This is a genomic window from Haladaptatus sp. CMSO5 (genome assembly GCF_036689885.1).
GTDB lineage: Archaea > Halobacteriota > Halobacteria > Halobacteriales > Halococcaceae > QDMS2.
This window is the reverse complement of the sequence record NZ_JBAHVW010000001.1, coordinates 1483420-1508663: the sequence shown is the minus strand read 5'-3', so window position 1 is coordinate 1508663 and position 25244 is coordinate 1483420. Positions and strand designations below refer to the sequence as shown.

The 25244-nt window shown below is 61.6% G+C and carries 25 protein-coding genes; 14 read left to right on the top strand and 11 right to left on the bottom strand.

All coding sequences use genetic code 11. The features are described from left to right. The first annotated feature begins 65 nt into the window (after nt 1-65). The 5 genes from V5N12_RS08065 (at nt 66) to V5N12_RS08045 (ending at nt 8088) form a co-directional block, all read left to right on the top strand. Nucleotides 66-1544, top strand: a complete 1479-nt coding sequence (locus tag V5N12_RS08065; RefSeq protein ID WP_332898644.1) for a DHH family phosphoesterase — start codon at nt 66-68, stop codon at nt 1542-1544. Nucleotides 1545-1583: 39 nt separating this feature from the next. Then, the gene (locus tag V5N12_RS08060; protein ID WP_332898643.1) at nt 1584-2384 is read left to right on the top strand and encodes a CBS pair associated ParBc domain-containing protein; all 801 of its coding nucleotides are present in this window, start codon (nt 1584-1586) and stop codon (nt 2382-2384) included. Between the two features lie 60 nt (nt 2385-2444). Further along, complete coding sequence (locus V5N12_RS08055) at nt 2445-4145, top strand: methylmalonyl-CoA mutase family protein (RefSeq protein WP_332898642.1); 1701 nt, start codon at nt 2445-2447, stop codon at nt 4143-4145. A gap of 228 nt (nt 4146-4373) precedes the next feature. After that, the gene (gene acs / locus V5N12_RS08050; protein ID WP_332898641.1) at nt 4374-6368 is read left to right on the top strand and encodes an acetate--CoA ligase; all 1995 of its coding nucleotides are present in this window, start codon (nt 4374-4376) and stop codon (nt 6366-6368) included. Nucleotides 6369-6477: 109 nt separating this feature from the next. Further along, the gene (locus V5N12_RS08045) at nt 6478-8088 is read left to right on the top strand and encodes a long-chain-fatty-acid--CoA ligase (RefSeq protein ID WP_332898640.1); all 1611 of its coding nucleotides are present in this window, start codon (nt 6478-6480) and stop codon (nt 8086-8088) included. 3 nt (nt 8089-8091) lie between these two features. Here V5N12_RS08045 and V5N12_RS08040 read toward each other — a convergent pair whose 3' ends face one another. From V5N12_RS08040 to V5N12_RS08015, 6 genes are all read right to left on the bottom strand, one after another. Continuing rightward, nucleotides 8092-8352 (bottom strand): DUF7520 family protein, encoded by a 261-nt coding sequence (locus V5N12_RS08040; protein WP_332898639.1) that lies wholly within the window; start codon nt 8350-8352, stop codon nt 8092-8094. 236 nt (nt 8353-8588) lie between these two features. After that, nucleotides 8589-10373 (bottom strand): cytochrome c oxidase subunit I, encoded by a 1785-nt coding sequence (gene ctaD, locus V5N12_RS08035; RefSeq protein WP_332898638.1) that lies wholly within the window; start codon nt 10371-10373, stop codon nt 8589-8591. Nucleotides 10374-10559: 186 nt separating this feature from the next. Continuing rightward, entirely contained in the window at nt 10560-10829 is a 270-nt protein-coding gene (locus V5N12_RS08030) for a DUF6684 family protein (protein WP_332898637.1), read from the bottom strand. Nucleotides 10830-10876: 47 nt separating this feature from the next. Further along, nucleotides 10877-11281 (bottom strand): DUF7541 family protein, encoded by a 405-nt coding sequence (locus V5N12_RS08025; protein ID WP_332898636.1) that lies wholly within the window; start codon nt 11279-11281, stop codon nt 10877-10879. 46 nt (nt 11282-11327) lie between these two features. After that, nucleotides 11328-11567: a DUF7410 domain-containing protein gene (locus V5N12_RS08020; RefSeq protein WP_332898635.1), complete on the bottom strand. Its 240-nt coding sequence runs from the start codon at nt 11565-11567 to the stop codon at nt 11328-11330. Beyond that, nucleotides 11564-12958, bottom strand: a complete 1395-nt coding sequence (locus tag V5N12_RS08015; protein WP_332898634.1) for a hypothetical protein — start codon at nt 12956-12958, stop codon at nt 11564-11566. The genes V5N12_RS08020 and V5N12_RS08015 overlap by 4 nt, the downstream gene beginning before the upstream one ends. 100 nt (nt 12959-13058) lie before the next feature. On the opposite strand from V5N12_RS08015, the gene V5N12_RS08010 reads away from it, so the two are divergent. Then, entirely contained in the window at nt 13059-13913 is an 855-nt protein-coding gene (locus V5N12_RS08010) for a cytochrome c oxidase subunit 3 (protein ID WP_332898633.1), read from the top strand. 561 nt (nt 13914-14474) lie between these two features. Here V5N12_RS08010 and coxB read toward each other — a convergent pair. Further along, complete coding sequence (gene coxB, locus V5N12_RS08005) at nt 14475-15284, bottom strand: cytochrome c oxidase subunit II (protein ID WP_332898632.1); 810 nt, start codon at nt 15282-15284, stop codon at nt 14475-14477. 167 nt (nt 15285-15451) lie between these two features. Here coxB and V5N12_RS08000 point away from each other — a divergent pair, with 167 nt between their 5' ends. From V5N12_RS08000 to V5N12_RS07980, 5 genes are read left to right on the top strand one after another with little or no spacing between them, the layout of a single operon-like run. Next, nucleotides 15452-16795, top strand: a complete 1344-nt coding sequence (locus V5N12_RS08000) for a heme o synthase (RefSeq protein ID WP_442904965.1) — start codon at nt 15452-15454, stop codon at nt 16793-16795. After that, nucleotides 16792-17466, top strand: a complete 675-nt coding sequence (locus tag V5N12_RS07995) for a DUF7546 family protein (RefSeq protein WP_332898630.1) — start codon at nt 16792-16794, stop codon at nt 17464-17466. Before V5N12_RS08000 ends, V5N12_RS07995 begins: the two co-directional genes overlap by 4 nt. A 31-nt stretch (nt 17467-17497) precedes the next feature. Then, nucleotides 17498-17731, top strand: coding sequence for an Rdx family protein (locus V5N12_RS07990; RefSeq protein WP_332898629.1), 234 nt, complete (start codon nt 17498-17500; stop codon nt 17729-17731). A 40-nt stretch (nt 17732-17771) separates the two neighbouring features. Continuing rightward, on the top strand, nt 17772-18689 hold the full coding sequence (locus V5N12_RS07985; RefSeq protein WP_332898628.1) for an ABC transporter ATP-binding protein: 918 nt from the start codon (nt 17772-17774) through the stop codon (nt 18687-18689). Next, nucleotides 18686-19447 carry an ABC transporter permease gene (locus tag V5N12_RS07980; protein WP_332898627.1) on the top strand — a complete coding sequence of 254 codons (762 nt, stop codon included), beginning with the start codon at nt 18686-18688 and terminating at the stop codon, nt 19445-19447. The genes V5N12_RS07985 and V5N12_RS07980 overlap by 4 nt, the downstream gene beginning before the upstream one ends. Before the next feature lies 1 nt (nt 19448). On the opposite strand, the gene V5N12_RS07975 is transcribed toward V5N12_RS07980, so the two are convergent. Together V5N12_RS07975 and V5N12_RS07970 are read right to left on the bottom strand one after the other, a co-directional pair. Next, nucleotides 19449-20426, bottom strand: a complete 978-nt coding sequence (locus V5N12_RS07975) for a S1C family serine protease (RefSeq protein ID WP_332898626.1) — start codon at nt 20424-20426, stop codon at nt 19449-19451. 81 nt (nt 20427-20507) lie between these two features. Beyond that, the gene (locus tag V5N12_RS07970; RefSeq protein WP_332898625.1) at nt 20508-21137 is read right to left on the bottom strand and encodes a DUF420 domain-containing protein; all 630 of its coding nucleotides are present in this window, start codon (nt 21135-21137) and stop codon (nt 20508-20510) included. Nucleotides 21138-21310: 173 nt separating this feature from the next. Here V5N12_RS07970 and V5N12_RS07965 point away from each other — a divergent pair, with 173 nt between their 5' ends. From V5N12_RS07965 to V5N12_RS07955, 3 genes are read left to right on the top strand one after another with little or no spacing between them, the layout of a single operon-like run. After that, nucleotides 21311-21730 (top strand): cobalamin B12-binding domain-containing protein, encoded by a 420-nt coding sequence (locus V5N12_RS07965; RefSeq protein WP_332898624.1) that lies wholly within the window; start codon nt 21311-21313, stop codon nt 21728-21730. A gap of 1 nt (nt 21731) precedes the next feature. Continuing rightward, complete coding sequence (gene meaB, locus V5N12_RS07960) at nt 21732-22703, top strand: methylmalonyl Co-A mutase-associated GTPase MeaB (protein WP_332898623.1); 972 nt, start codon at nt 21732-21734, stop codon at nt 22701-22703. A 25-nt stretch (nt 22704-22728) separates the two neighbouring features. Beyond that, a complete protein-coding gene (locus tag V5N12_RS07955) occupies nt 22729-23634 on the top strand; it encodes an alpha/beta fold hydrolase (protein ID WP_332898622.1) in 906 nt (301 codons plus the stop codon). On the opposite strand, the gene V5N12_RS07950 is transcribed toward V5N12_RS07955, so the two are convergent. Beyond that, the gene (locus V5N12_RS07950) at nt 23631-24017 is read right to left on the bottom strand and encodes a Zn-ribbon domain-containing OB-fold protein (RefSeq protein WP_332898621.1); all 387 of its coding nucleotides are present in this window, start codon (nt 24015-24017) and stop codon (nt 23631-23633) included. The genes V5N12_RS07955 and V5N12_RS07950 overlap by 4 nt on opposite strands. Then, nucleotides 24014-25180 carry a thiolase domain-containing protein gene (locus V5N12_RS07945; protein ID WP_332898620.1) on the bottom strand — a complete coding sequence of 389 codons (1167 nt, stop codon included), beginning with the start codon at nt 25178-25180 and terminating at the stop codon, nt 24014-24016. The genes V5N12_RS07950 and V5N12_RS07945 overlap by 4 nt, the downstream gene beginning before the upstream one ends. Nucleotides 25181-25244: the final 64 nt, after the last annotated feature.

Genomic DNA, 25244 nt, shown 5'->3' with positions numbered 1-25244 from the left:
ATAGCGTTCGAGAGAATCACTGTTCAGGCGGAGGGTTTTAGACCAATGAAGGGGAACGGTGGCACATGGTTTTCCGGTTGGTGCTCGGCTGTGGCTCGTTCGGCCATTCGTTAGTCGAAACCATCCGCCGCGACTCCGGGCGCTTGCTCGTGCTCACGAACGAAGAACGGCGCGTCGAAACGCTTCGGAGCGATTCGATTAACGCCAAGCTGGCAGACCCCACGAACGCGACGGCGATCGCCGATGCCGCAGACGGGGTGGATGTCATCGTGGTTGCGAGCGACATTCCCGGACAAAACCTCGCCAGCGCGAAAGCCGCCCGACGCGCGTTTCCAGAAGCACAGCTTACCGTGTTTACGGGCGAAGAACCCCGAGCGGAGACACTAACGGCGCTTGAGGAGGTTGCAGACACCCTCATCGACCCGAGTACGGCCGTGACCGACTACATCATCGAGCGTGTGGGCGATACAGGCCTGCGCCTGAGACGGCTCGTCCGGATGCTCAGAGCCCTCTCCGGCAAACTCGCCGTCGTCACCCACGACAACCCTGACCCGGACGCGCTTGCGAGCGCCGTGGCGCTCCAGAAGATTGCACAGGCGGTTGGCTGTTCGGCGGACGTGGTCTATTTTGGTGACATCACCCACCAAGAAAATCGCGCGTTCGTGAATCTGCTCGACCTCGATTTACGGAATCTCCAGCGCGGCGCTGACCTCTCTGAGTACGCCGGATTCGCGCTCGTCGACCACTCGCGCCCCGGCGTCAACGACCAGTTACCCCCGGATACGAACGTCGACGTGGTCATCGACCACCACCCACCGCGCGCGCCCATCGACGCCCGCTTTGTGGACGTGCGAAGCGACGTTGGGGCGACGAGCACCCTGCTCACGGACTATCTGATGCAACTTGGCTACAAACTGGACACGGCCGTTGCGACGGGACTGCTCTACGGGATTCGCGTCGATACGAAAGACTTCTCGCGTGACATCTCACCGGCGGATTTCGAGGCGGCCGAGTTCCTCGTGCCTCGTGCAGACAGCAGCCTGCTCGCCCAGTTCGAAACCCCGAGTATGAGCGCAGAGACGCTGTCGATAATCGGGCGGGCCATCCACGAACGCGAAGTGCGCGGCGACGTGTTGTTGAGCGGGGTTGGCCCCATCTCAGACCGCGATGCGCTTGCCCAGGCCGCAGACCACCTGCTCAACATGGAGGGCATCACGACGACCCTCGTCTACGGCTTCAAAGAGGGCACCGTCTACGTCTCTGCGCGCGCTCGTGGCACCGACCTCGACCTCGGGGAGACGCTGCGCGATGCGTTCGGGCAGATTGGCTCTGCGGGTGGTCACGCGGATATGGCCGGGGCGCAGATTTCACTTGGCTTACTCGGTGACGTAGAAGAGGGGTCTGCAGACTCGTTGCGCCAGATTCTCACCGACGTCATCACCGACCGCTTTTTCGATACGCTCACCTCGCGGCCCGGCCAGCCAGTGGAGTCGGTGTACTCGATTCCCGAGTTCGGCAAACAGTTTTTCGACGGTGAGGAGTGAGCGAGACACTTTTGCGGCGGGCGGCCGTCAGTCGGGGTAATGGAAGACCCTGGCTCGGCTGGAACCAAGCCCCGCGTCAAAGACTATATGACTCGTGACGTGGCTACCGTTTCGCCCGATGATACGGTCGAAGCAGTCGCAGTGCGAATCGCAGAGAGTGACGAGCACAGCGGGTTTCCGGTGTGTAGCGGCCGCCGCGTCGAAGGGTTCGTGAGCGCCCGCGACCTGTTGCTCGCAGACGATGACGAACTCATCTTCAAGGTGATGAGCCAAGAACTCATCGTCGCCCACCCGGAGATGGACCTGACCGACGCTGCCCGCGTCATCCTCCGGTCGGGGATTCAGAAACTCCCAGTCGTAGACGACGCCGGAAACCTCGTGGGCATCATCTCGAACGCCGACGTGATTCGCAGTCAAATCGAACGCGCGACTCCTGAGAAAGTGGGGAAACTCATGCGCACCTTAGAGAACATCCACGGCGTCACGGTGAGCGAGGAACGCCGGAAGGTGAAGCTCGCAGAACTCCGGCCCACGCAGGGGCGTGTGTATGCGGACGAACTGGAAGGCCGAAGCTACGAACTTGAACGCGGGCTTGCAGAGCCACTCGTCGTCATCGACAACGACGGCGACCTGCTGCTCGCAGACGGTCACCACCGCTCGAAAGCCGCAGACCGCCTCGGTATCCCCGAGATGGACGCCTACGTCATCGTCCTCGACACGCCGGTCGACCTCGGGATGGCGAAGACCGCAGAAAAGGAAGGACTCAACACCATCGACGACATCGACGTGGTCGATTACGCTCGCCATCCGCTCATCGAATCGACCAAACGCTTCCAATAGTTTTCATAATCGGCCCGCTGACCCCGGAATCTTAATGAATTTCCGGACAGACCTACGAGTATGTACGACGATGCCGACCTCGAAAAAATTCGTGAGTCGCGCGACCGCTGGGAGGACGACACCTTAGAACCCGTTCTTTCTGCCTACGGCGAGCGCAAAGACCGCTTTGCGACGGTTTCGAACCTCGAAGTAGACCGCCTCTACACCCCCGACGACGTTGCCGACACCGACTTCGACACCGACCTCGGCATGCCGGGAGAGGAGCCGTTCACCCGCGGCGTCTACCCAACGATGTACCGCGGACGGACGTGGACGATGCGCCAGTTCGCCGGGTTCGGCACCGCAGAGGAGACGAACGAACGCTTCCACTACCTCATCAAAGAGGGTCAGACTGGCCTTTCGACGGCGTTCGACATGCCGTCGCTGATGGGCCTCGATTCAGACCACCCGATGAGCGACGGCGAGGTCGGCAAAGAGGGCGTGGCCGTGGACACGCTCCGCGACATGGAGATACTGTTCGACGGCATCCGGGTCGATGAGGTGTCTACGAGTTTCACCATTAACCCAAGCGCCGCCGTCATCTACGCGATGTACATCGCGCTCGCGGACAAGCAAGGCGTCCCGCGCGACCAGGTTCGGGGCACCCTGCAAAACGATATGCTCAAAGAGTTCATCGCGCAAAAAGAGTGGGTCATCCCGCCCGCGCCGTCGCTCGATGTCGTGACCGACACCATCGAGTTCGCGGCAGAAGAGACGCCAAAGTGGAAACCCGTCTCCATCTCGGGCTACCACATCCGCGAGGCCGGTTCGACCGCGGTTCAAGAACTCGCCTTCACGCTCGCAGACGGCTTCGCCTACGTCGAAGACGCGATGGACCGCGGTTTGGATGTGGACGATTTTGCGCCACAGCTCTCCTTTTTCTTCAACTCGCACAACTCGTTTTTCGAGGAGATTGCGAAGTACCGCGCCGCCCGCCGCATCTACGCCCGCGTCATGAGCGAGTGGTACGGCGCGGAGTTGGATGCGAGCAAACAACTCAAGTTCCACACCCAGACGGCAGGCCAGAGTCTCACCGCCCAACAGCCGCTCAACAACATCATCCGCACGACCATCCAAGCGCTCGCGGGCGTCCTCGGGGGCACCCAGAGCCTGCACACCAACAGCTACGACGAGGCGCTTGCCCTGCCTTCTGAGGAAGCCGTTCGCGTCGCGCTGCGCACCCAACAGATCATCGCCGACGAATCGGGTGCTGCGGACATCATCGACCCACTCGGTGGCAGTTTCGCGGTCGAAGCACTCACCGACGAGATGGAGGAGAAAACGATGGAGTACATCACGCACATCAAGGAGATGGGTGGCGGCTCGGTGCGCGACGGTGTCCTCGAAGGCATCGACCAGGGCTACTTCCAGCGCGAGATTCAAGAGGCGTCCTACGAGTACCAAAAGCGCGTGGACAAAGGCGAGGAAATCGTCGTCGGCGTGAACAAGTACAAACTCGACGAGGAAGTCGAACCAGAACTGCTCCACGTCTCCGACGAAGTGCAAGAAAAACAGCTCACCCGGCTCGCAGAAGTCAAAGCAGAGCGCGACGACGAGGAAGTCGAAGCCACGCTCTCCGCGCTCGACGAGGCGATTGAAAACGGCGAGAACGTGATGCCAGCCATCATCGACGCGGTGAAAGCCTACGTCACGATGGGTGAGATTATGGACGTGTTCAAACAACACTACGGCGCGTACTCAGAGAAAATCGGCCTCGCGTAATTCGGGGACGGTCACCCCCTCGTGTGGGCGCTGGTGTGCCGCTTCTTTTCGCTGAACCATCCAATAATAAACATATTTCTCGGGCGTGAAGTGTGAATCGTGATTCGAACGCAGCATGCGGATATTCACAGACTCCTCAATATTTTCTTCCTAGTTTTCGGTCATATGTTGGGCGGACGGTAGAACTATGGCACCGTGTACCCAATTTCGGGTGAACGGTGGCACCATATGACGAAGGATTCTTCACAGGCACTTGAGGCACGACTCCGAGAACAGGACTATTTCCGACCGTCTCCGAAGTTCATCGGGCAGGCAAACCAGACCGACCCCGGCATCTACGACCGATTTGATGAGGAGTACCCCGAGGCATTTTCCGAGTATGCAGACCTGCTCGACTGGGACGAGCCGTGGGACGAGGTGTTCGACGGCAGCAACCCGCCGTTTTTCAAATGGTTCACCGGTGGGAAGCTGAACGCCTCGTACAACTGCATCGACCGACACCTCGATGAGCGAAAAAATCAGACCGCACTGCTCTGGGAGGGCGAAGACGGCGAGCAGCGAAACATCTCGTATCAAGACCTCTACCGCGAAGTAAACGAGTTTGCATCCCTCCTGCGAGACGTCGGCGTAGAGGAAGGCGACATCGTCACCCTCCACATGCCGATGGTGCCCGCCCTGCCGATTACGATGCTCGCGCTTTCCCGGATTGGCGCACCACACAGCGAAGTGTTCGGTGGCTTCTCCGCACAGGCACTCGCAGACCGCGTCGATGACGCGAACTCAGACTACGTCGTCACCATTGACGGCTACTATCGCCGTGGCGAGTTGCTCAACCACAAACAGAAGGCCGACGAGGCGATGGAACTCGCAGACCACGACGTCGAGAACGTGCTCGTCTGGACGCGCGAAGACGAGTTGCATCCCGACGTGGAACTCGAAGACGGCCGTGACCTCCGCGTCGAAGAACTCCTCGAAGATCACCGCGGCGCGCGCGTCGACCCCGTCTCCCGTGACGCAGAAGACCCCCTGTTCCTCATGTACACCTCGGGGACGACGGGCCAGCCAAAGGGCTGTCAGCACCGCACCGGCGGGTATCTCGCCTACGCGGCAGGCACCTCGAAGTACGTCCTCGATATCAAGCCCGAAGACACCTACTGGTGTATGGCCGACATTGGCTGGATTACGGGCCACACGTACATCGTCTACGGCCCGCTCACACTCGGGACGACTTCGGTGATGTACGAAGGCGCACCCGACTTCCCGCACAAGAGCCGGACTTGGGAGATCGCAGAGAAATACGACGTGGACATCTTCCACACCTCGCCAACCGCCGTGCGCATGTTCATGAAGTGGGGCGAGCAGTACCTCGACGGCTACGACTTCTCCTTTAGGCATATGACGACGGTCGGTGAGCCAATTCAACCAGAAGCGTGGCTCTGGTACTACAAGTACGTCGGCAAAGAGGAGGCCGTCATCGTGGATACGTGGTGGCAGACTGAGACCGGTGGCCACCTCATCACCAATCTCCCGGCGCTCAAAGACATGAAACCCGGCAGCGCGGGCGTCGGCTGTCCGGGCATCAAACCCGCGCTCGTAGACGATGAGGGCGACCTCTTAGAGCCGGCGACGGGACAGGCTGGCAACCTCGTCATCACCCGGCCGTGGCCCGGCATGCTCCAAACGGTGTACGGCGACGACGAGCGCTTCATCAGCACCTACTGGGCTGATTTCTCCGACACCGACTCAGACGACTGGCGCGACTGGCTGTACAAAGCCGGGGATGGCGCGGTTCACGAGCGCGACGGCTACTTCCGCATCCTTGGGCGGTTGGACGACGTGATGAACGTCGCGGGCCACCGCCTCGGGACGATGGAACTCGAAAGCGCCGTCGCAGAAGTCGAAGACGTGGCCGAAGCCGCCGTCGTCTCGCGCAAGGACGAAGCGAAGGGCGAAGTGCCGGACGTGTACGTCATCCTGAGAGAGGGCGTCGAGGCGGGCGACGACGTGCGAAAGCGAATCGTGGGCGCAGTCGAAGAGGAGATTGGGAAGTTCGCCCGCCCGGCAAACGTCCTCTTCGTGGACGACCTGCCGAAAACGCGCTCGGGGAAAATCATGCGTCGCTTGCTCGAAAACATCTCGAACGACGAAGAACTCGGGAACACGACGACGCTTCGTGACCCTTCCGTCCCGGAGAAAATCCGCGACCAACTCAAATCAAACTGAGCAAACGTTCACCCTGTCTTTTTCATTGCGTACTCTCACAGACTGGTGCGACGACCACCTGCCGCAGGCGAAAAACCTATGCTTGGTTTGCCCAATTTTATCATGACATATGGAAAAACCGCTACTCGTCACCGAGTTTTTAGATAGGGCACGAACCTATTACGGAGACAAAGAAGGGGTCGTCGCCACCACGGGAGAGCGACTGACCTACGCTGAGATTGGTGACCGGGCAGACGGCTTCTCCGCCGCACTTCAGGCTCGCGGGGTTGAAAAGGGTGACCGGGTAGCCGTCCTTGACCCGAACACGCACTACCACCTCGAAGCGGCCTACGGCATCATGCAACTCGGCGGGGTGCACACGCCGCTCAACTACCGGCTCGTCCCTCGCGAGTTCGAGTACATCCTGAATGATGCGGGCGTGAAAGCCATCTACGCAGACCACGCCTACACGGAGCAAATCGAGCAAATCCGCGACGACATCCCCACCGAGATTTTCATCACCAACGACGCGGATTCCGTCGAAGGCGACTGGGAGGAGTTCGACGACGTCATCGCAGAATCGAGCGAGTACGAGCGCCCGGAGATGGCAGAAGACGAGGTCATCACCATCAACTACACCTCGGGAACGACCGGCGACCCGAAGGGCGTGATGCGCACCCATCGCTGTGAGACACTCCACGCCTACCTCATCAGCCACCACCAGCGCATCTCAGACGAGGACGTGTATCTGTGGACGCTGCCGATGTTCCACGCAAACGGCTGGGGACACATCTTCGCCGTCACCGGCAACGGCGCGCGCCACATCTGTACCCGCGGCATCGACGCCGAGTGGATTTTCGACACCGTCTGCGAGGAGAACGTCTCCTACATGTGCGCCGCTCCGACGGTGCTCAACTTGCTGATGGAGTACTACGACGAAGCAGAGCCGGAGACGGTCGGTGACAACGACGTGCGCGTCGCCACCGCCGGCAGCGCGCCGCCAGAGGCGACGCTCCGGGTGGTCGAAGACGAGTTCGGCTGGTATCTGATGCACGTCTACGGCGCGACCGAGACGGGGCCGCTCATCACCACCTCCGACTTCGGAAGCTTCTTCGACGACGACGATGACGCCCGCTTCCGACTCAAGAAACGGCAGGGAATCGGCTACCTCGGCACCGAAATCCGTGTCGTGGACGCGGACGGCGAGGACGTGCCGTGGGACGACGAAACGCTCGGTGAGGTCGTCGTCCGCGGCAACCAGATTATGGAGGGCTACTGGAACAAACCCGAGGCCACCGAAGAGGCGTTCTCAGACCGCGTCGAAGGCTACTACCACATGGGTGATCTCGCGGTCGTGGACGAACACGGCATGATTTCGATTCAAGACCGCAAGAAGGACATCATCATCTCCGGCGGGGAGAACATCTCCTCGATCGAACTCGAAGACACGTTGTTCGACCACGACGCCATCGCCGACGTGGCCGTGATTCCCGCACCGAGCGATAAGTGGGGCGAGACGCCAAAGGCGTTCATCGTCCCCTCAAACGGTGACACGGAGAATCCGGGCATCACCCTCGAAGAAATCGAGGCGTTCTGCCGCGAACGGCTCGCGGGCTACAAAGTCGTTCACAACGTCGAGTTTGTTGACGCACTTCCGACCACAGCGACCGGGAAGGTGCAAAAATACGAACTGCGCAAGAAGGAGTGGGACGACCAAAATTCGATGGTCGGGCAGGGGTAAACCCTACTCAACGTAGCGGTCTGAAACGTAGATGACCAACCCGAGGAGAACGCCAAGGACGGTCGCGAGCGTCAGCGCACCGTAGGCGGCGAGTCCGAGGGGGGTTGCAGGGAACTCGATGAGGCCGAGATATTTTGGTGCGAGCAGTTTTCCTTCGACGAAGGTGCCGAGAATCAGTCCCGTGAGCGCGGCGACTGCCACGACGACGACGTAGATGGTGAGGACGACGCGCCGACCGCCGGTGAACGTCTGCGTCTTTCCCATATCCCGGTTTAGGAATCACCGACGATTAGCCTTTTGACCTCGCGGTGCCAACGCCGAGTATGTCCGACAAAGAGCTGTTGATGCTCATTCTCGGCGCGATAGCCGCGTTGATGTTCCTTGGCGGGTTCGTCCTCGTGATGTTCTAGTACCGGCGTCCAACTACCCGGCGTTTTCTCGCCCTCGCACGCGCTGCTCAGCGGTGTGAATGCGTGAAAAACAAAAGCTGCGACCGGTGCTTACTCGTCTGCGACTTCGCCGCCGTCGGTTTCGACTTCTTCTTCACCGCCGTCAGCCGCGACAATAGAGCGGTTGACGCGGTTTTCGTGCCAGTGCCATTCGTGGCCGTGCTGATTCGTGTCCTTGAGACTCCATGGGTCGCCGTCTTCGATGACGGGGCCTTCAATCCAGGACATGACGATGTTCCAGACGAAGATGGCCATGCCGATGGCGATGATGAACGCGCCGACGGTTGCGAGCTGGTGGAGCGCCGTAATCGCCTGCATCGGCGTGATTGCCGCGTTGAAGTCGTAGGTGGCGTAGCGCCGCGGCATGCCGAGGTAGCCGAGGATGAGCATGCCAAAGAACGTCAGGTTCGTCCCGACCATGACGAGCCAGAAGTGCCACTTTGCGAGCGTGCGCTGGTACATCCGCCCGGTGTAGATTGGGAACCAGTAGTACACCGCGGCGAACACGCCGAACGCAATGACGCCCATAACGATGTAGTGGAAGTGACCCACGACGTAGTAGGTGTCGTGGAGCACGAGGTCGACCGGAACCGCCGCGAGGAAGACGCCCGTGACCCCGCCGATGATGAAGTTCGAAATGAACCCGATACAGAACAGCATCGGGGCGGTCATCCGGAGTTTCCCGTTCCAGAGCGTGGTTATCCAGTTAAAGGTTTTCACGGCGCTCGGGATGGCAATCGCCAGTGAGACGGCCATGAACGACGCACGCAGGCGTGGGTCGATACCCGTCGAGAACATGTGGTGGGCCCACACACCGAACGAGAGTACGCCGATGGCGAGCGTCGAGTAGACGACGAATTTGAACCCGAACAGCTTGCGCCCGGCGAACTTCGGCAAGATGTAGCTGACCATCCCCATCGGTGGGAGGACGAGGATGTACACTTCTGGGTGGCCGAAGAACCAGAACAGGTGTTGCCAGAGAATCGGTGACCCGCCGCCGACGGTGAAGAACGTCGTGGCGAAGTTACGGTCTAACAACAGCATGATGAGCGCGCTGCCGAGCAGTGGGAACGCGAACAGGATGAGGCCGGACTGGGTCAGAATCGTCCACGAGAAGATGTCGAGGTTGGCCCAGTTGACCTTGTCATTGCGTTCGGTAAAGATGGTGACGATGAAGTTAATCGCACCCATGGTCGCAGAGACACCAGAAAGGTGCAGCCCGAGGAGCATCAGGTCAACGCCGGGGTTGGCCTGTTCTGCGGATAGCGGGGTGTACATCGTCCAGCTCGTCTGTGCGGCTTGAATCTGTCCACCCGTGAGTGGGTCCAAGAAGAAGCCAGCCCAGATGAGCAGCGCCGCCGGTGGCAGCAGCCAGAACGCGATGGCGTTGATTCGCGGGAACGCCATGTCGTCTGCGCCAATCAGCAGCGGGATGAAGTAGTTCGAGAACGCCGCGATGATGGGCGTTGCGAACAAAAACAGCATCGTGATTCCGTGACTCGTGAGCAGGCCGTTGTACATCGACAGTTCGATGACGTCCTGTGCCGGCGAGGCAAGTTCCACGCGCATGAGCAGGACCGCGAGACCGCCCCAGATGAAGGCAATCGTCCCGTAGAGTCCGTAGAGAATTCCGATGTCTTTGTGGTCAACCGTGGTCAGCCAGCGGATAAGTCCCGCAGGCTTCTCCTCGTGAGCGGTGCCTGTGTCCCTCCTGTAGCCGCCGCCTCCCGATAGCGGAGCATATGAGCGCCAATCTTCGACGCGAGAGAGCCAGGCAGCGACGGCGATGAGGAACACCCCCATCAGCACCGTCAGTGCTAACTGTCCTGTAGCCATGTCCGACCCTCGGAACCACAGGGTAAAGAATGGTTAGGTTCCGCGTCCGCGGGTGACGATTAACCCGGCAAAATACGTCGTAATTTTCGCGTCTGCCGGGCGCTATGGGAAGGCCCAACACGGTGTGGGTTGTGTGCGCTCAGCAAGGCAGGAGATGAACGCAAAAAGTAGTCGAAACGAACGGATCTAGTGCGTTTCGTACGGATTTTCCATGTTCGCGTCATTCTCAATTTCCTGTTCGCCAAGCGAGATGGCCTTGCCCGCGTAGTATGTGAGCAGGCCCATCGCGGCGAACGGAACGATGAGGAGGGCGTACTGGAGACTTGACTTTTCTAGGTTGAATCCAAACGGATTGAACACGGCGAACCCGATGATGAAAAAGAGGATAATCCCCATCGGAATCATGTTCACCGTGAGGTCGAGCATCGTGTCACGGTCGAAGATGCGCTCGGTCATTGTGGGTTGCTAGGACCACCGGAATAAATAGATTGTTGGTTTTCGACTTAGAACTGGGCCGGTTCCGCAACCTTCCCGACCACGCCGAGAACCGCGAGAATCACACCAGAGAGGAGAATCGACAGGCCACGGAAGACGAGACCATTCATCTGCGAGATGGCAGTGAGGATGGCGTCGGGCGTGGATGCAGCTGCCTGTGAGAGCACGAGGCCGCCACCGACGGCGAGCAAGACGACGCCGAACCCAGAAAGCAGTGGCCACGGCGACTCGATATAGTCTGATTCCTGTAGGATTCCGGTTACGCTTCCCGCGAACAGCAAGAGGCCACCAACGGCGAGGGGGAACAGCGCCATGACGATACCGACCTCAGACAAAGCGAGGCCGAGGGCGACGAACACCGGCCACGGGCTGGCACGGCTGTACTGGTCGCTCAATCCCGGTTGTTCGTCCATGGCCGGGCGTAGGAAGTGGCGATAGAAAGGGGCATCGGAACTCGCCTCAGGCGAAAAGCGAGTAGGCAAACAGGAACCCAAAGTAGAGGAACACGAGCGCGGCGAGTGCCTTCAGTCGGAATGTCTTGAGGTCTGCAACCTCCTGCTCGCGAGCCGCAGAGACGGCTTCGTGCTCTGCGTCGGTTAACACGTCGTCGTGGTCGAGGCCAAGATGCAACGCCTGCCACTGTTCGCGGGCGAATCGCTGGTCACAGTACGGACACGGGAAGGGTGCGTCGTCGGTCATAGGAATGGAGGGGTGAGGTCTGGTCCTGCGACGATCCAGAGGCTGACCATGGTGTAGAACATCATCACGGCGATGTAGGGGTACTGGCTCCTGATGGCTTGCAGCCGGGAGGGAAACAGGTCGTAGGCAGTCGCGTGAGCCACCCAAATTGCGACAAGATGGCCGAGCAAGACGAAGGTGAGATTGAGGCCGCCAAACCACGACGGAAGCGGAATGACGGGGACGTTCGCCGGTGGGGTAAGTGGCGAGAACGCGACGGTTACGAGCGCGGGCGACAGTGAGATAAAGTAACCAAGGAAGTGCGCGAGGTGGTAGCCAGCGGCGATGGCGAGCAGCGACGGGGCAAATCGCGTGGCGAGGGTTTTTGCCGGGAGGTACGTTTCCGCGAACCCAATGCTTCGACGCGTGGCCGCGCGGTATGCACCGAGGAAGAGGCCGAACCCGGCGAGCAACGCGACGGGGTAGAGCACGAGCGCGGGCACGCCGAGATTCACGAGCCACGTCGCGAGGTCCGTCCACGCGGGCGTGGTGACGAATCCATCATAGGTCGTGACCCAGAGCAGCGCGATAACGAACGCGACCTCGTCCGGGCCGTCTACGACTCGCGTGTCTTCGAGCGCCGAGCCGGGAAGCCGGAGTTTGAGGCCATCCGCGGTGCGTCTGAGTGGGGCGACTCGGCCGTAGTAGGTGAACACGCGCGAGACGGGGTCAACCGTCGAAAACCACTTGTCCGGCGTGTAGAAAACGGCACCCGCGAGTGTGACGATGGTGTACCCAAGAACGACGGTGGCGAGGAGGTCGGCTTGGTCTGCGAGCGGGCTTACGACTTCGAGCCAGACGAGTGCGAGCAGACCGCCAACGCTTGGCCACGCACCGAGGCGGTCAGGGTAGGTCACGCCAACTGTGGGGAGCACCTCTGCAATCGTCCGCCACGGATTGAGCGTCTCCCACGTGTTTCCGATGAGATACACGGAGATGGTGTAGCCCGCCCACCACCCCACCCAGACCGTGAGGATGGCGAGGTTGCCAAGCGGGAACTGTGGCCCGAAAAATCCCACGACGAGTACGGCGAGAAGACCTAGTACGCCAACGAGTTTGAGCGCACCCGCGGCCAAGGCTGCTCGCGGAACCGAGAGCAGTCGGTGCCAGTCGTGAATCGAGCGAATGAACGCGCGGTTCGTGACGAAACTCGCGAGCAAGAACGACGCCCCGATCACGCCGCTCCCGGTCAGCAAGAAGAGCCACGTCGGGATGGCCAGTTGTTCGGGCGTGGCAGCACGGAGGCTCCCACCGTGGGCGAGTGCCCGACCCACGAAGAGCGTGAGGGTGAGGAGGGTTAGGGTACCCGCCCGGAGCCAACTGCGACCTCCGTTCGGGGTGCGGTCGCTCATTTACCGGCGGTAGTCTGGGCACGAACGTGTATGTTCCGAAAACAGTTACCGGCGGATGCGGTTGGGAGGGTTTTTGGTATTCCACTGTAAACGTCCGACCATGAGCGTAGAAGACGCATCGGATGACCATGGTGGTCACCACCACCTCCCCGCGGTCGAGGACTGGCCACGCGGGTTCGGTGAGGCGAGCTGGTGGCCGTTTATCACCGCCCTTGGCGGGGCTGGATTGTACGTTGGCGCGGCCCTGTTCGTGCTCGCCCGGGGCGAAACCGCACTCGTTGACCCGATGGCTGGACCGGGCGTGTTCGTCGCGAGCACGTTCCTCTTCCTTGCCGGGCTGTACGGCTGGCTGTATCACGCCTTCGTCGTCAACTTCTGGGACGGCGACGGCCACAGCAAAGGACTGCGCCTCGGGATGGTATCGTTCCTCGGGACAGAAGTCGCAACCTTCGGCGCAGGGTTCGTTTACTACTTCTTTATCCGCGCAGGTGCGTGGCCACCGGAGCACATCCCACACGGATTCCTCGGATCGCTCGTCATCATCAACACCGCATTGCTGATCGTGAGCAGTGTCACCCTCCACTACGCGCACGTCGCGCTTCGGAAGGGCAACCGCACGCGGTTCATCCAACTGCTCGCCGCAACCCTCCTGCTCGGGGTCGTGTTCCTCGGCGGGCAGGTGTACGAGTACTACGAGTTCATCATCGTCGAAGGGTTCACGCTCACCGAAGGCGTGTTCGCGAGCGCCTTCTTCGGCTTGACTGGCCTCCACGGGCTTCACGTTTCGCTCGGTGCCGTCCTCCTCGGCATCGTGTTCATCCGGTCGCTCAAAGGCCAGTACGACGCAGAGCGACACACCTCCGTGTCGACGGTCTCGATGTACTGGCACTTCGTTGACGCAGTGTGGGTCTTCCTCGTCGTCGTGCTGTACGTCGGCGCAGTGTACTCACTGTAACCTGCGTCCCAGATTTTTACTGCTTCATCCGTCGAGCAGTTGCCCTATTCTCGACCCAGCAATCGTTGCATCACACCTTCCACACGGGAGCGTGTGTCGTAGCCTGTCGCGTCTGGGCATTGTGATTCGTCTCTGAGTCGCTGGGACGGACGACCGGCCAACGCGCCGCCACCCACCGACTGAACGCGAAGTAGACTCACTGCCGTGCGGAGCAGGGCCGTCGTCATACGTACACACGAGCGCACAGGAGCGATGGAGAACGGTCACTGAACGCCCACAAGGAGAGACACAATGCAACGGCGACCGCGCTACCATCCACGCCAGTGGCTGTGCCCCCGACCCGGCGAGTCACTCGGAAACTCCCACTCACTGCAGGTACTCACGGGCGCATCACAGCGTCGTGTAGGTACCTTGGCGACAGGAGGGTGAGAGCCGGGTAAATGCCAAGAACGGATGAGAGAACCAGTCAGCGCGGCTGGTGCGCGGTGTGTCGCGACCGACACGAGATGACGCACAAGAGCGCCGTCGCTCACCAGTGTGATAAACAGAGAAGAACGGAGATTATGCCGCGAGTTTCGCGGTGGTGTTGTTGCTCGCCGTCGCGTTGTTGCCACCAGCGGTGGTGTTGTTGCCACCGGATTCAGATTCGGCGGCCGCTTGCTGGTTCTCAATCCACTGGTCGTAAGTTGCGCCGTCGGTGACGTTGACCTCACCGAGCATTCCGGAGTGGCCAACCCCACAGTACTCTGCACAGTAGAGCTGGTAGGTGCCCTCACCGGATGGGTTCACCTTCGTTTTGATGGTGTGAGTTTCACCGGGGAAGGCGTCCTGCTTGAGACCGAGTTCTGGCACGTGGAAGGCGTGGAGCCAATCTGTCGAGGTTATCTTGAGATACACCGGCCGGTCGGATGGGATGACCATCGTGTCGGAGGCGTTCACGTCGTGTTGTGGGTAGTGGAACGTCCAGAAGTACTTCTGGGCGGTGACCTCAACGACGACGGCGTTCTCTTCTTGAATGTTGTTTACTTGGTCCTCCGGTGTGGTGACGAACTCGTTGCCGAGCACCTGATAGGAGGCGACGCCGACGAACAGGAGGATAATCGCGGTGGCGACGGTCCACGTGATTTCGAGGCGGCGGTTCTCCTGGGTTGGCTTCGGCTCTTCCGTTTTACGGAATTTGTAAACGGTGTAAATGAGGATTCCTTCGGTGAGAATCGTAATCGGAATCGCGACGAACAGGAGTTTGCTGTTCAACCCATCGATAAGCCCCCGTGTGACCGACGTTGCCTCTTGTGCTGCCACTGGTTCGACAGCCAACGCAAGAAGCGCCACGGAGAGCAGGGTCCCGAACCCGATGCGCTTGTAATTCATCCTTGGTTGGGCTTAGAAAGAGGGGCATAAATACCTAACTTTCCCCTCTGCGTGCGCTGAAAGCGCGGGGAATAAATAGGCTCGCATGGAAGAGACGGATAAGAGGTTACGTTATCGTGGCCGATTCCACCGTTCCCAAGTTTACGACACTGCTCACCGGCGCAGCGATGGGTGTCTACTTGCTGGTGGTTGTCGGCGCGACCGCGTCGCTCACCGATGCGGCCGCTGCGTGTTCCGGTTGGCCCGTCTGTGGCGGCCCGCTCGACTTTTCTGACCCCGCCCTTCTCGTCGCCCTCACCCACCGGCTCGTCGCCGCGCTCGTTGGCCTGCTCGTCTTGCTCGCCGTCGTCCGCGGCCTGCGTGGGGCGGCCTCGCGCCGCGTCAAAGGCGCGCTCGTCGGAGTTCTTGCGCTCTATCCGATACAGGTCGGCATCGGCGCGCTCGTCGCAGACTCCGGTGGTGTCGGAGCACTTCCGACCGCCCACCTCCTCGTCGGCATGGGTATTTTCACCGGCATTGTCGTCGCGCTCGCGTGGACCCTAGAAGAGGAGACCGCCGCGTTCGACAACGAACCACACGACGCCGAACCAGAACCAGCGAGGCCACCGGAAGCCGTCACGCCGCTCAAAGACCGCCCGCTCGCCGCCCGCGCGAAGGCGACTATCTGGGCGTACTTCCAACTCATGAAGCCCCGGCTCATGTGGCTGCTCGCGCTCGTCGCCGCCGCGGGCATGGCGCTCGCCTCGGGTCCCGGCCTCAGCATTCAGACGGTCGTGTACACCCTCACCGGTGGCGTGCTCTCGATTGGTGCGAGCGGGACGTTCAACCACGTCTTAGAGCGCGACATCGACCAGAAGATGGAGCGCACCGCAAAGCGACCGCTTGCCACCCATCAGGTGCCCGTCCGCAACGCGCTCATCTTCGGCTTCGCGCTCACCGGCATCTCGCTGTGGGTGTTCGCACAGGTGAACCTGCTCGTGGCCGCCCTCGGCCTCACGGCAATCCTGTTTTACAGCGTCATCTACACGCTCGTTCTCAAGCCGAACACCGTCCAGAATACGGTGCTCGGCGGGGCGGCGGGCGCGCTTCCGGCGCTCATCGGCTGGGCCGCCGTCACCGGCGACATCGGGCTTCCCGGTCTCGCGCTTGCGGGTGTCATCTTCCTCTGGACGCCAGCGCACTTCTACAACCTCGCACTGGCGTACAAGGACGACTACGCGCGCGGCGGCTTCCCGATGATGCCCGTCGTGCGCGGTGACGCACTCACCCGGAAACACATCCTGTGGTACCTCGCGGCCACGCTCGTCGGCGCGAGCGTCCTCGGCACCGTGACCACGCTCGGGTGGCTCTACGCGCTCACGACCGTCTCGCTCGGGGGCGTGTTCCTCTGGGCGGTCGTCCGGCTCCACCGCGAGCGCACCACCGGCGCGGCGTTCCGCGCGTTCCACGCCTCGAACGCCTATCTCGGGATGTTGCTGCTCGCCATCATCATAGACGCCCTCGTCCTATGAGTCTCACAAACCGCACCCTCAGCCTGCCGCGCCCGCGCCACTCGACGCTAATGTGGGGCGCGCTGCTCGTCAACACCGAACTGCTCCTCATCGTCGCGTACCTCCAGTTTTCAAACGTTCAGCCAACGCTCGCGTCGGCGAAATACTACGTCTACCCGTTTGTCTGGATTAACGTCGCGCTCTGGGCGCTTGTCCGCACCAAACCCGCGCCGACGAGTCCCGAGCACAGACGGCTCGCAAAAGCGGTCGCCGTTGGCTACTTCATCGTTCTCGGGGTTGCAGGCGGCATCGTCGGCCCGGCGAGTGGGTTCGAACCGACCGGCCTACGGCTTGCCGTGCTGTCGATTCCACCCGGCTGGAGTCCGGCGCTCCTCTACGGCGGCGAAACCCTGCGCTTTGCGCTCATGCCATACAACTTGCTTGGCTACCTCGCGCTCTCCTACCTCGTCTACGCGACGGTCATCGACGCGGCGAGTTCGGCGATTACGGGTCTCCTCGGCCTGCTGTCGTGTGTCTCCTGTTCGTGGCCCATCCTCGCCTCGATTGTGAGCGGCGTTGTGGGCAGTGGCACGGCCATCGCGGGTGCGGTCACGGTGCAGTCCTACGGCCTGTCGACCGCGATTTTCGTGCTCACGGTGGGTCTGCTCTACTGGCGACCGTTCGGGCGGTAAGCCTACCCGTGCGACCCGCCACAATCGACGTATGACCGACGTTGAAATCACCTACTGTGTCCCCTGTGGCTATCTCCCGCGCGCAGAGGAGTTGCAACACGCGATACTCACCTCGTTTGAGGGGCATCTCGACAGCCTAACCCTCCGCATGGGCGACCACGGCGTCCTCCGCGTGACGGTTGACGACGAGATTGTCTACGACAAGGCAGACGACGAGTACGACGTGGATGCCATCGTGCGCGCGTGTCGCACGCATATCTTCTGAAACCGAACCCCTTACGACAGGGACGGGAGTGGGTTTACACATGACCGACGTACTCGTCTGCGAGGACGTCCGACGTCGATACGGCGACACGGTCGCTCTCGACGGCGTCTCGCTTTCTGTGGCCGAAGCGGAGGTGTTCGCGCTCATCGGACCGAACGGCGCGGGCAAGACCACCCTCGTACGCGCGCTGACCGGAACCACCGACGCGGAGGGGACCGTTTCGCTGTTCGGAAGCCCACCCGACGCGGTCGACCGCGCGCGCATCGGCGTGCTCCCCCAGTCGTTCGACCCACCGGAGCGCCTCACGCCGCGTGAACTCCTCGAATACTACGCGGGCCTTTACGACGACGCCAACGACCCCGACGACCTGCTCGCACTGGTCGGCATGGAAGGGGCTGCGGATTCCTGGTACGAAAACCTCTCGGGCGGGCAGCAACGCCGCACCTGCGTCGCCATTTCACTCGTGAACGACCCTGACCTCCTGTTTCTCGACGAGCCGACGACGGGCATCGACCCGGCCGGCCGGCGCGACCTCTGGAGTCTCTTAGAAGACCTCGTCGCCTCGGGAACCACCCTCTTTCTCACGACGCACTACATGGAAGAGGCCCACCGCCTCGCAGACCGGGTCGGCCTGCTTTCGGATGGGAAACTCGTGGAAGTTGGCTCTCCAAGCGCACTCGTCGCAGAACACGGTGGCGAGAGTCGCCTCACCTTCGAAACGAGCGTCGGATCCTCTGCACTCTCGGGGTCGGGCTACCGCGTCGAGGCGAGTCAGAACCAACTCACCATCTTCGACGTGCCGCCGGAAGCAATCGGTGACGTGGTGCGCGAACTCGAATCGCGCGGGGTGACCTACGACGCGCTGTCGTGGAGCCAGCCGACGCTCGAAGACGTGTACCTCCGGCTCACCGGCTCTGCATTCGCGGATGACGACGAAAAAGTGGAGGTGGCCCAATGAGCGCCATTGGCCGCGTCTCGGCCGAGTTCGTCGCGGCGTGGCGCTCGTTTACCCGTCGCCGGACGGCCGTTTTCTTCACGTTCTTCTTCCCCGCGTTGCTCGTGCTCATCTTCGGCGCGCTCGTCCAGACCCAGCCAACCGGCGGCGGCCTGTTCGCAGAGCCAGCGGGCTACTACGTGCCCGCGTATCTCGCCGTTGTTGTGCTGTTCACCCCACTCTCGCGGGTTGGCAGCGAAGTCGCCCGCCACCGCGAGGGCAACCGTTTCGAGAAGCTGGCGACGACCCCACTCAGACGTTGGGAGTGGCTTGCTGGCCAGACGCTCGTGAACATCGTCATCATTGGCATCGCCGCCTTGCTGTTGCTCGGTGTCATCCTGCTCACGACGGGGGCGGACATCGTCCTCTCGCCCATCATCATCCCGTTTCTCGCAGTGGGCGTGGCGCTCTTTTGTGGCCTCGGCGCGATTCTCGGGAGCACTGCCGGCTCCCAAGACGGCGTCATCGCGGCGAGCAACGGGATTGCCCTGCCGCTTCTGTTCCTCTCTGAGACGTTCATCACGCCTGAGTTGCTCCCCGCGTGGTTCCGCCCAGTGATGGCCATCTCGCCGCTGACCTACTTCGCTCGTGGGGTGCGCGCGGTCACATACGCACCCGTGAGTGGTGGGCAGACGGCGTGGATAGAACCGTTCGTCATCCTCACCGTGCTCGCCGTCGCCATCTTCGCCGTCGGCGCGGTGCTTATCCCCACCACGGACTGACTCAGGTGACCGAAATCCGACGGGCGGGTTTCGGGCGCGTGCCGAGGGTAATCGACTCGGTGAGGCGTTCGCCGTCTCTGATGATTTCGACGGCGAGCGGTTCGTCCGGGCGCGTTTCGAGAATCAGGTAGCGCATCAACTGCTCGTGGGAGCTAATGGGCTGGCCGTTCACGCCGACGATGATGTCGCCGCCGACGGGCACCTCTTGGCCGCGAATCTCTTTCGTGCCGTGACAGCCGATGAGCGCGCCGCTCGCCGGGCCGAGGCTCACGTCCGCGACGAGGACGCCTTCAGGGTGGGCCAACTCGTTTGCCTCGGCAATTGTCGGTGACACGTCGATGGTGCGAACCTTGAGATACGAATGGCGGTACTCGCCATTGGTGATGAGTTCGGGGACGACGCGGTTGACGATTTCTGCGGAGATGGCGAAGCCGATGTTGTCGCCGCCGCGCGCCCGGTTCACGCCGACTACTTCGCCCGCGAGCGTGACGAGCGGGCCGCCGCTGTTGCCGGGGTTGATGGGCGCGTCGGTCTGGACGGTGTCGGGAATTGAGAACCCGTCTTGGGTTATCATCGAGCGATTCGCGCCGCTCACGAGCCCGGCGGTAATCGAGCCTTCGAGGCCCATCGGATTGCCAAGCGCGGCGACAGGCTGGCCGGGGCGTGGGTTTTCGTGGGCGATGGGGAGCGGTTTCGCGTACTCGGGCAAGTCCGCGACTTCGACGACGGCGAGGTCGGTGTAGGCGTCTTTGCCGATGACTTTGCCGACGCGCCAGTCGCCCTCGCTGAAACGAATATCGACTTCTTCTGCGGTGGTGACGACGTGTTGGTTCGTGACGATGTGGCCAGTACCGTCGGTTACGTCGTAGACGAAGCCGGACCCGGAGCCGTTGTAGCGCCCGCCGTGGAGGACGTACAGCGACACGACGGAGGGAATCGTCTCTCTGTACAGCGTTTCATAGGTGTGATTCTGCGTCATGGGAGGGACAGCGAGGCGGCGAGCCTCGGTGCCTTTACCTGTGGTTAGGGTGGCTGAGAAGATAAGGTGTGCGTGGACGTGTCACGGACGCCGCAGGCCGAGGGTCGGCAGCAAAAACAGCGCGCCGCGATGGAGCGGTCCCCACGCGTAGATGTGGTTGAGCAGCAGGTAGGTGACGATGCCGAGTCCGAGGCTGAGCGTCCACGCCGCGACCGCGATGCGGCCGATTTTCGCGTGGTTCGTCTTTCTGAGTTCGTCCGGGGTGTGAGTCAGCCCGAGGACGACGGCATAGATGACGACGGGCACCGACACCACAGAGAGCAGGATGTGGACGGCGAGCATGATGAGGTAGGCGATTTTCACCAGCTCGGGGCCGACGAAGGCCTTCTCGAACCCGCCGCCGACTTTGAGGAGGTAGACGACGAGAAACAGCAAGATGAGCGCGAACGAGGTGAGCATCGCCGCGCGGTGTTTTCGAATCTCGCCGCGTTTGATGAAGCGCCACCCGGCAAGCAGCGCGATGAGCGCGGCTGAGTTGATGACGGCAATCATATCAGAAAGCAGGATGACCGTCTCGTTGCTAATCTGCGGGAAGATGTCGATTGTGCCGGCGAACACGCCGATGACGAGGGCGTAGCCGACGACCGACAGTACGATGGTGAGCGTTCGGGGATTCTCCTTCGCCCAGGAGGTTCCACTGGCGGTGGCCATTGGTCGTGTGTAACGATGGGGAGGCTATGTGTCTTTGCGTTCGCGGCCTCTCGCATGACATATGCTCGCATTTCGCGTCCTTCGGACCTTTCCGTCCGTGCGATTTTTCCAGCTTCCTGCCACCGGATGTCGGTTCCGGTAGAGTAAAATTGTCCGATAGAGAATGATTGACCATGAGTACAGAGCAATCACAGCGACCGATTCGGTGTCTTGTAGCGAAAGTTGGACTCGACGGTCATGACCGTGGGGCGCACGTCATCGCCCGTGCTTTCCGCGACGCCGGGTTCGAGGTCATCTATTCTGGACTCCACAAAGCGCCCGAAGAAGTCGTCCAGGCAACCGTCCAAGAGGACGTTGACGTACTCGGCATCTCCATCCTCTCTGGGGCGCACAACACGCTCGTCCCGAAAATCATCGACGGGCTGAAATCGTACGATGCCTTCGATGACACGCTCATTCTCGTTGGCGGCATCATCCCAGACAAGGACAAAAAGGCGCTCAAAGAAGCCGGCGTTGACGCCGTCTTCGGCCCGGGTGCGGCGATGGAAGAGACGATTTCGTTCGTCCGCGACAACGTCCCTGCCCGCGACTAACATGAATGCAACAGCGAGTCTCGTAGACGACCTGCTGGCTGGCAAACACCGGGCGCTCGCACGCACCATCACGAAAATCGAGAACCGTTCGCCGGGCTACCGCGAGCTTATCTCGCAACTCCACGCCCACACCGGCGACGCCGAAGTCATCGGCATCACGGGGAGTCCGGGCGCGGGCAAATCGACGCTCGTAGACCAGATGGCGAAGGTCTACCGCGACCAAGGCGACACCGTCGGCGTCATCGCCGTCGACCCCTCCTCGCCCTACACCGGCGGTTCCGTCCTCGGCGACCGCATCCGCATGGCCTCAACGGTTGGCGACATGGACGTGTTCTTCCGGTCGATGAGCGCCCGCGGCAGCCTCGGCGGCCTCTCGACGGCCACCGCAGACGCCGTGAAAGCCTTAGACGCCTTCGGCAAGGACAAAATCATCATTGAGACGGTCGGTGCGGGCCAGAACGAAATCGACATCGTCCGCACCGCAGACACCGTCGCCGTCCTCGTCCCGCCCGCGAGCGGCGACGACATCCAGATGCTGAAAGCCGGGATTCTCGAGATCGGCGACGTGTTCGTCGTGAACAAAGCCGACTTAGACGGCGCAGACCGCACCGTCCAAGAACTCAAAGAGATGATTCACATGCGCGATTCTGACGATGAGTGGGAACCGCTCGTCGTCGAAACCGTCGCCAAAACCGGCGAGGGAATCGAGGAGTTCCTGTCGGTGCTCGAAGACCACTACGAACACCTCGAAACCTCGGGCCTCTTAGATGAAAAAGCGCGAACCCGCTACGCAGAGGAAATCCGCGCGCTACTTCGGGCCGACATGGGGACGCTCATCGCGGGAGAGATTGCCGAACAGGGCGGCATCGACAGCCTCGTAGACGAGGTTGTCGCTCGCGAGGCAGACCCCTATACGATCGCAGACCGCATCATGGAACCAATCGAAGACTGTAGTAGTCGCCGTCAGTCCTAAACGCCCGCCGACCGTTTTTTCGCGTATGAAACGCCGCCTGCTCGCCGGAGCAACTGCCCTCGCATCGCCCCTCCTCGCAAACCAGTATCTCGCCATGCGCGCCGCCGACCTCGAACCCGCCCTTTCCGGAACCCAGCACACCTACCAGTGGCGCGGGATCGACGTGGCCTACACCGAAGCGGGCGACGAGTCGAATCCAGACCTCCTCTTGCTCCACGGTATCAACGCCGCCGCCTCCAGCGCCGAGTGGAAAGAGCTGTTTTCGGCCCTCACCGAGTCCTATCACGTCATCGCCCCCGACTTGCCCGGCTTTGGGATGTCAGCACGCCACCCCGTGAACTACGACGCCGCGTTCTACACCGCCTTCGTCAGCGAGTTCGCCGCTGACACCACTGAAAATGCGACGTGGGTTGCCTCGTCGCTCACGAGTGCCTACGCCGCGGAAGCCGCGAGCGATTCAGATTGCGCAGAACTCGTCCTCATCTGCCCGACGACCACGACGATGGGCGAGCGCCCGTGGGTCAAAACCCTGCTACGGTCGCCCGTTCTCGGCCAGACGCTGTTCAACCTCGTCGCCTCCAAGCGGTCGATTCGCCACTTCAGCGCAGACCACAGCTACTACGACGAGGCCGAAATCACCGACGAGCGCACCGAGTACGAGTGGCAGACCGCCCACCAGCCGGGCGCACGCTTCGCTCCCGCCTCGTTCGTCTCTGGGGCACTCGACAGCGACATCGACTTGGGCGAAATCCTTGCTGCTCTCGACATTCCCGTGACTATCGTCTGGGGAGCAGACGCCGATATTTCGCCGGTCTCTGAAGGGCGAAAACTCGCAAAGGAAGCCGAGGCGACGCTCTACGTGTTTAAACGCGCGAAACTCCTCCCGCACGTCGAACGGTCAGAGAAGGTGCTCGAAAAAGTGTTCGCCTAACGCGGGCGGAACGTGATGAGTCGTTCGCCCATCGTCGCCGTTTGCTCGATGTTCGGGCCGACGACGAGGCCGGTCGAAACGTCGTCGGGGTCGATTCCCCGAACCTGTCCGGTGAGCCGAACCGGGCCGAAATCGACGATTGCTGTGACGTACGGCGTATCTTCTTCGAACTCCGGTGTCGCAACGGTGATGACGGAGTACGTCTCGATTTCACCCGATTCGGGGAGTGGTTCTTGTCTCAAGTTCTGTTCACCACAGTGTGGGCACGCTCGGCGCGGCGGGAGCGACCCGTGGCCGTTCGCACAGCGCAGGTAGAATCCCTCGCCCGCCTCGATGGCGTCTAGCAGGTCGTCGAAGCCGTCGTCGCGCACGTTTTCGGTCATTCGACCACCTCCAAGACGTGGACAACGGCACTGCCAACGGTGCCACCCGCGTTGTGACAGACGCCAACGTCCGCGCCGGGAATTGCATCACTCCGAGCGTGGTCGCCGCGCAGGAGTTTCGTCATCTCCGCGATTTGCGCCGTGCCGGTCGCGCCGACCGGGTGGCCTTTCGCCTTCAATCCACCCGAGAGGTTGACCGGGAGCGAACCGGTTCGCGTCGTCGTCCCTTCGCGGGCGGCGGTGATGCCCTCACCGCGCTCAAAGAAGCCAAGCGACTCGGTGGCGAGCACCTCTGCGATGGTGAAACAGTCGTGTACCTCGGCTACGTCTACGTCTTTTGCCGAAATACCTGCATCCTCGTAGGCCTGCTTTGCGGCTTTGTCCGCGGCCGGTGAGGTGGCGAGGTCGCCACGGTCTTGGAGCGCCATTTTATCGCCGCCTTGCCCAGTGCCGGTGACGGCGACGGTCGCCTCGATGCCGTGTTTCTTCGCGTAGTCCTCACTCACGAGCACCACGGCACTCGCGCCGTCGGTGATCGGACAGGCGTCGAACAGCCCGAGCGGGGAGGCAATCAGGGGTGCCTCAAGGGCCTGTTCGACTGTAATCGCCCTTCTGAACTGGGCGTACTCGTTCGGGAGGGCGTTTTCGTGATTTTTCACCGCGATGTGCGCGAGGTCTTCGCGCGTGCCGCCAAACTCGTCGAAGTAGGCCCGCGCCATGAGCGCGTACGCGCCGGGGAACGTCATTCCCGCGCGGACTTCGTACAGGTCGTCTGCGGCGATGGCGAGGGCTTCGGTCGCACCCGCCGTCCCGAGGTTGTTCATTCGCTCTGCACCGCCGACGAGTAGCACGTCTGCCTCGCCGTTTCTGAGCGTTCTGACGGCTTGCCGCATGGCGACGCCCGAGGAGGCACAAGCGGCTTCGTAGCGGGTTGCGGGCACATCGAGGCCAACGGCTTCCGCCATCAGCGGGCCTTGGTGACCCTGATGCTCCGCCATCTCGCCCATGAAATTCCCATAAAACAGTGCTTCGATGTCTCCGGAATCGACACCAGAGTCGTCGATTGCAGCGAGACCGGCTTCAGCAAACAGGTCGCGGGCAGTCCGCTCTGGCTGTTCGCCAAATGGCGTCAGGCCCACTCCTGCAACACGAACGGTTGTCATGTGTTGACATAAGTCGTGTTCGAGATAAAGCCCTACCGGACGACCCAAATTCTGAAAAAAGCTC

Bases quoted from the DNA above. Each gene is read 5' to 3' on its own strand.
- V5N12_RS07950 (WP_332898621.1), bottom strand. From the start codon at position 24,017: ATGACCGAAAACGTGCGCGACGACGGCTTCGACGACCTGCTAGACGCC.
- V5N12_RS07995 (WP_332898630.1), top strand. From the start codon at position 16,792: ATGAGTCTCACAAACCGCACCCTCAGCCTGCCGCGCCCGCGCCACTCG.
- V5N12_RS07990 (WP_332898629.1), top strand. From the start codon at position 17,498: ATGACCGACGTTGAAATCACCTACTGTGTCCCCTGTGGCTATCTCCCG.
- acs (WP_332898641.1), top strand. From the start codon at position 4,374: ATGACGAAGGATTCTTCACAGGCACTTGAGGCACGACTCCGAGAACAG.
- V5N12_RS08015 (WP_332898634.1), bottom strand. From the start codon at position 12,958: ATGAGCGACCGCACCCCGAACGGAGGTCGCAGTTGGCTCCGGGCGGGT.
- V5N12_RS08020 (WP_332898635.1), bottom strand. From the start codon at position 11,567: ATGACCGACGACGCACCCTTCCCGTGTCCGTACTGTGACCAGCGATTC.
- V5N12_RS08055 (WP_332898642.1), top strand. From the start codon at position 2,445: ATGTACGACGATGCCGACCTCGAAAAAATTCGTGAGTCGCGCGACCGC.
- ctaD (WP_332898638.1), bottom strand. From the start codon at position 10,373: ATGGCTACAGGACAGTTAGCACTGACGGTGCTGATGGGGGTGTTCCTC.
- V5N12_RS08010 (WP_332898633.1), top strand. From the start codon at position 13,059: ATGAGCGTAGAAGACGCATCGGATGACCATGGTGGTCACCACCACCTC.
- V5N12_RS08065 (WP_332898644.1), top strand. From the start codon at position 66: ATGGTTTTCCGGTTGGTGCTCGGCTGTGGCTCGTTCGGCCATTCGTTA.
- V5N12_RS07965 (WP_332898624.1), top strand. From the start codon at position 21,311: ATGAGTACAGAGCAATCACAGCGACCGATTCGGTGTCTTGTAGCGAAA.
- V5N12_RS08030 (WP_332898637.1), bottom strand. From the start codon at position 10,829: ATGACCGAGCGCATCTTCGACCGTGACACGATGCTCGACCTCACGGTG.
- V5N12_RS07970 (WP_332898625.1), bottom strand. From the start codon at position 21,137: ATGGCCACCGCCAGTGGAACCTCCTGGGCGAAGGAGAATCCCCGAACG.
- V5N12_RS07975 (WP_332898626.1), bottom strand. From the start codon at position 20,426: ATGACGCAGAATCACACCTATGAAACGCTGTACAGAGAGACGATTCCC.
- meaB (WP_332898623.1), top strand. From the start codon at position 21,732: ATGAATGCAACAGCGAGTCTCGTAGACGACCTGCTGGCTGGCAAACAC.
- V5N12_RS07980 (WP_332898627.1), top strand. From the start codon at position 18,686: ATGAGCGCCATTGGCCGCGTCTCGGCCGAGTTCGTCGCGGCGTGGCGC.
- V5N12_RS07985 (WP_332898628.1), top strand. From the start codon at position 17,772: ATGACCGACGTACTCGTCTGCGAGGACGTCCGACGTCGATACGGCGAC.
- V5N12_RS08040 (WP_332898639.1), bottom strand. From the start codon at position 8,352: ATGGGAAAGACGCAGACGTTCACCGGCGGTCGGCGCGTCGTCCTCACC.
- V5N12_RS08025 (WP_332898636.1), bottom strand. From the start codon at position 11,281: ATGGACGAACAACCGGGATTGAGCGACCAGTACAGCCGTGCCAGCCCG.
- coxB (WP_332898632.1), bottom strand. From the start codon at position 15,284: ATGAATTACAAGCGCATCGGGTTCGGGACCCTGCTCTCCGTGGCGCTT.
- V5N12_RS08060 (WP_332898643.1), top strand. From the start codon at position 1,584: ATGGAAGACCCTGGCTCGGCTGGAACCAAGCCCCGCGTCAAAGACTAT.
- V5N12_RS07945 (WP_332898620.1), bottom strand. From the start codon at position 25,180: ATGACAACCGTTCGTGTTGCAGGAGTGGGCCTGACGCCATTTGGCGAA.
- V5N12_RS08045 (WP_332898640.1), top strand. From the start codon at position 6,478: ATGGAAAAACCGCTACTCGTCACCGAGTTTTTAGATAGGGCACGAACC.
- V5N12_RS07955 (WP_332898622.1), top strand. From the start codon at position 22,729: ATGAAACGCCGCCTGCTCGCCGGAGCAACTGCCCTCGCATCGCCCCTC.
- V5N12_RS08000 (WP_442904965.1), top strand. From the start codon at position 15,452: ATGGGTGTCTACTTGCTGGTGGTTGTCGGCGCGACCGCGTCGCTCACC.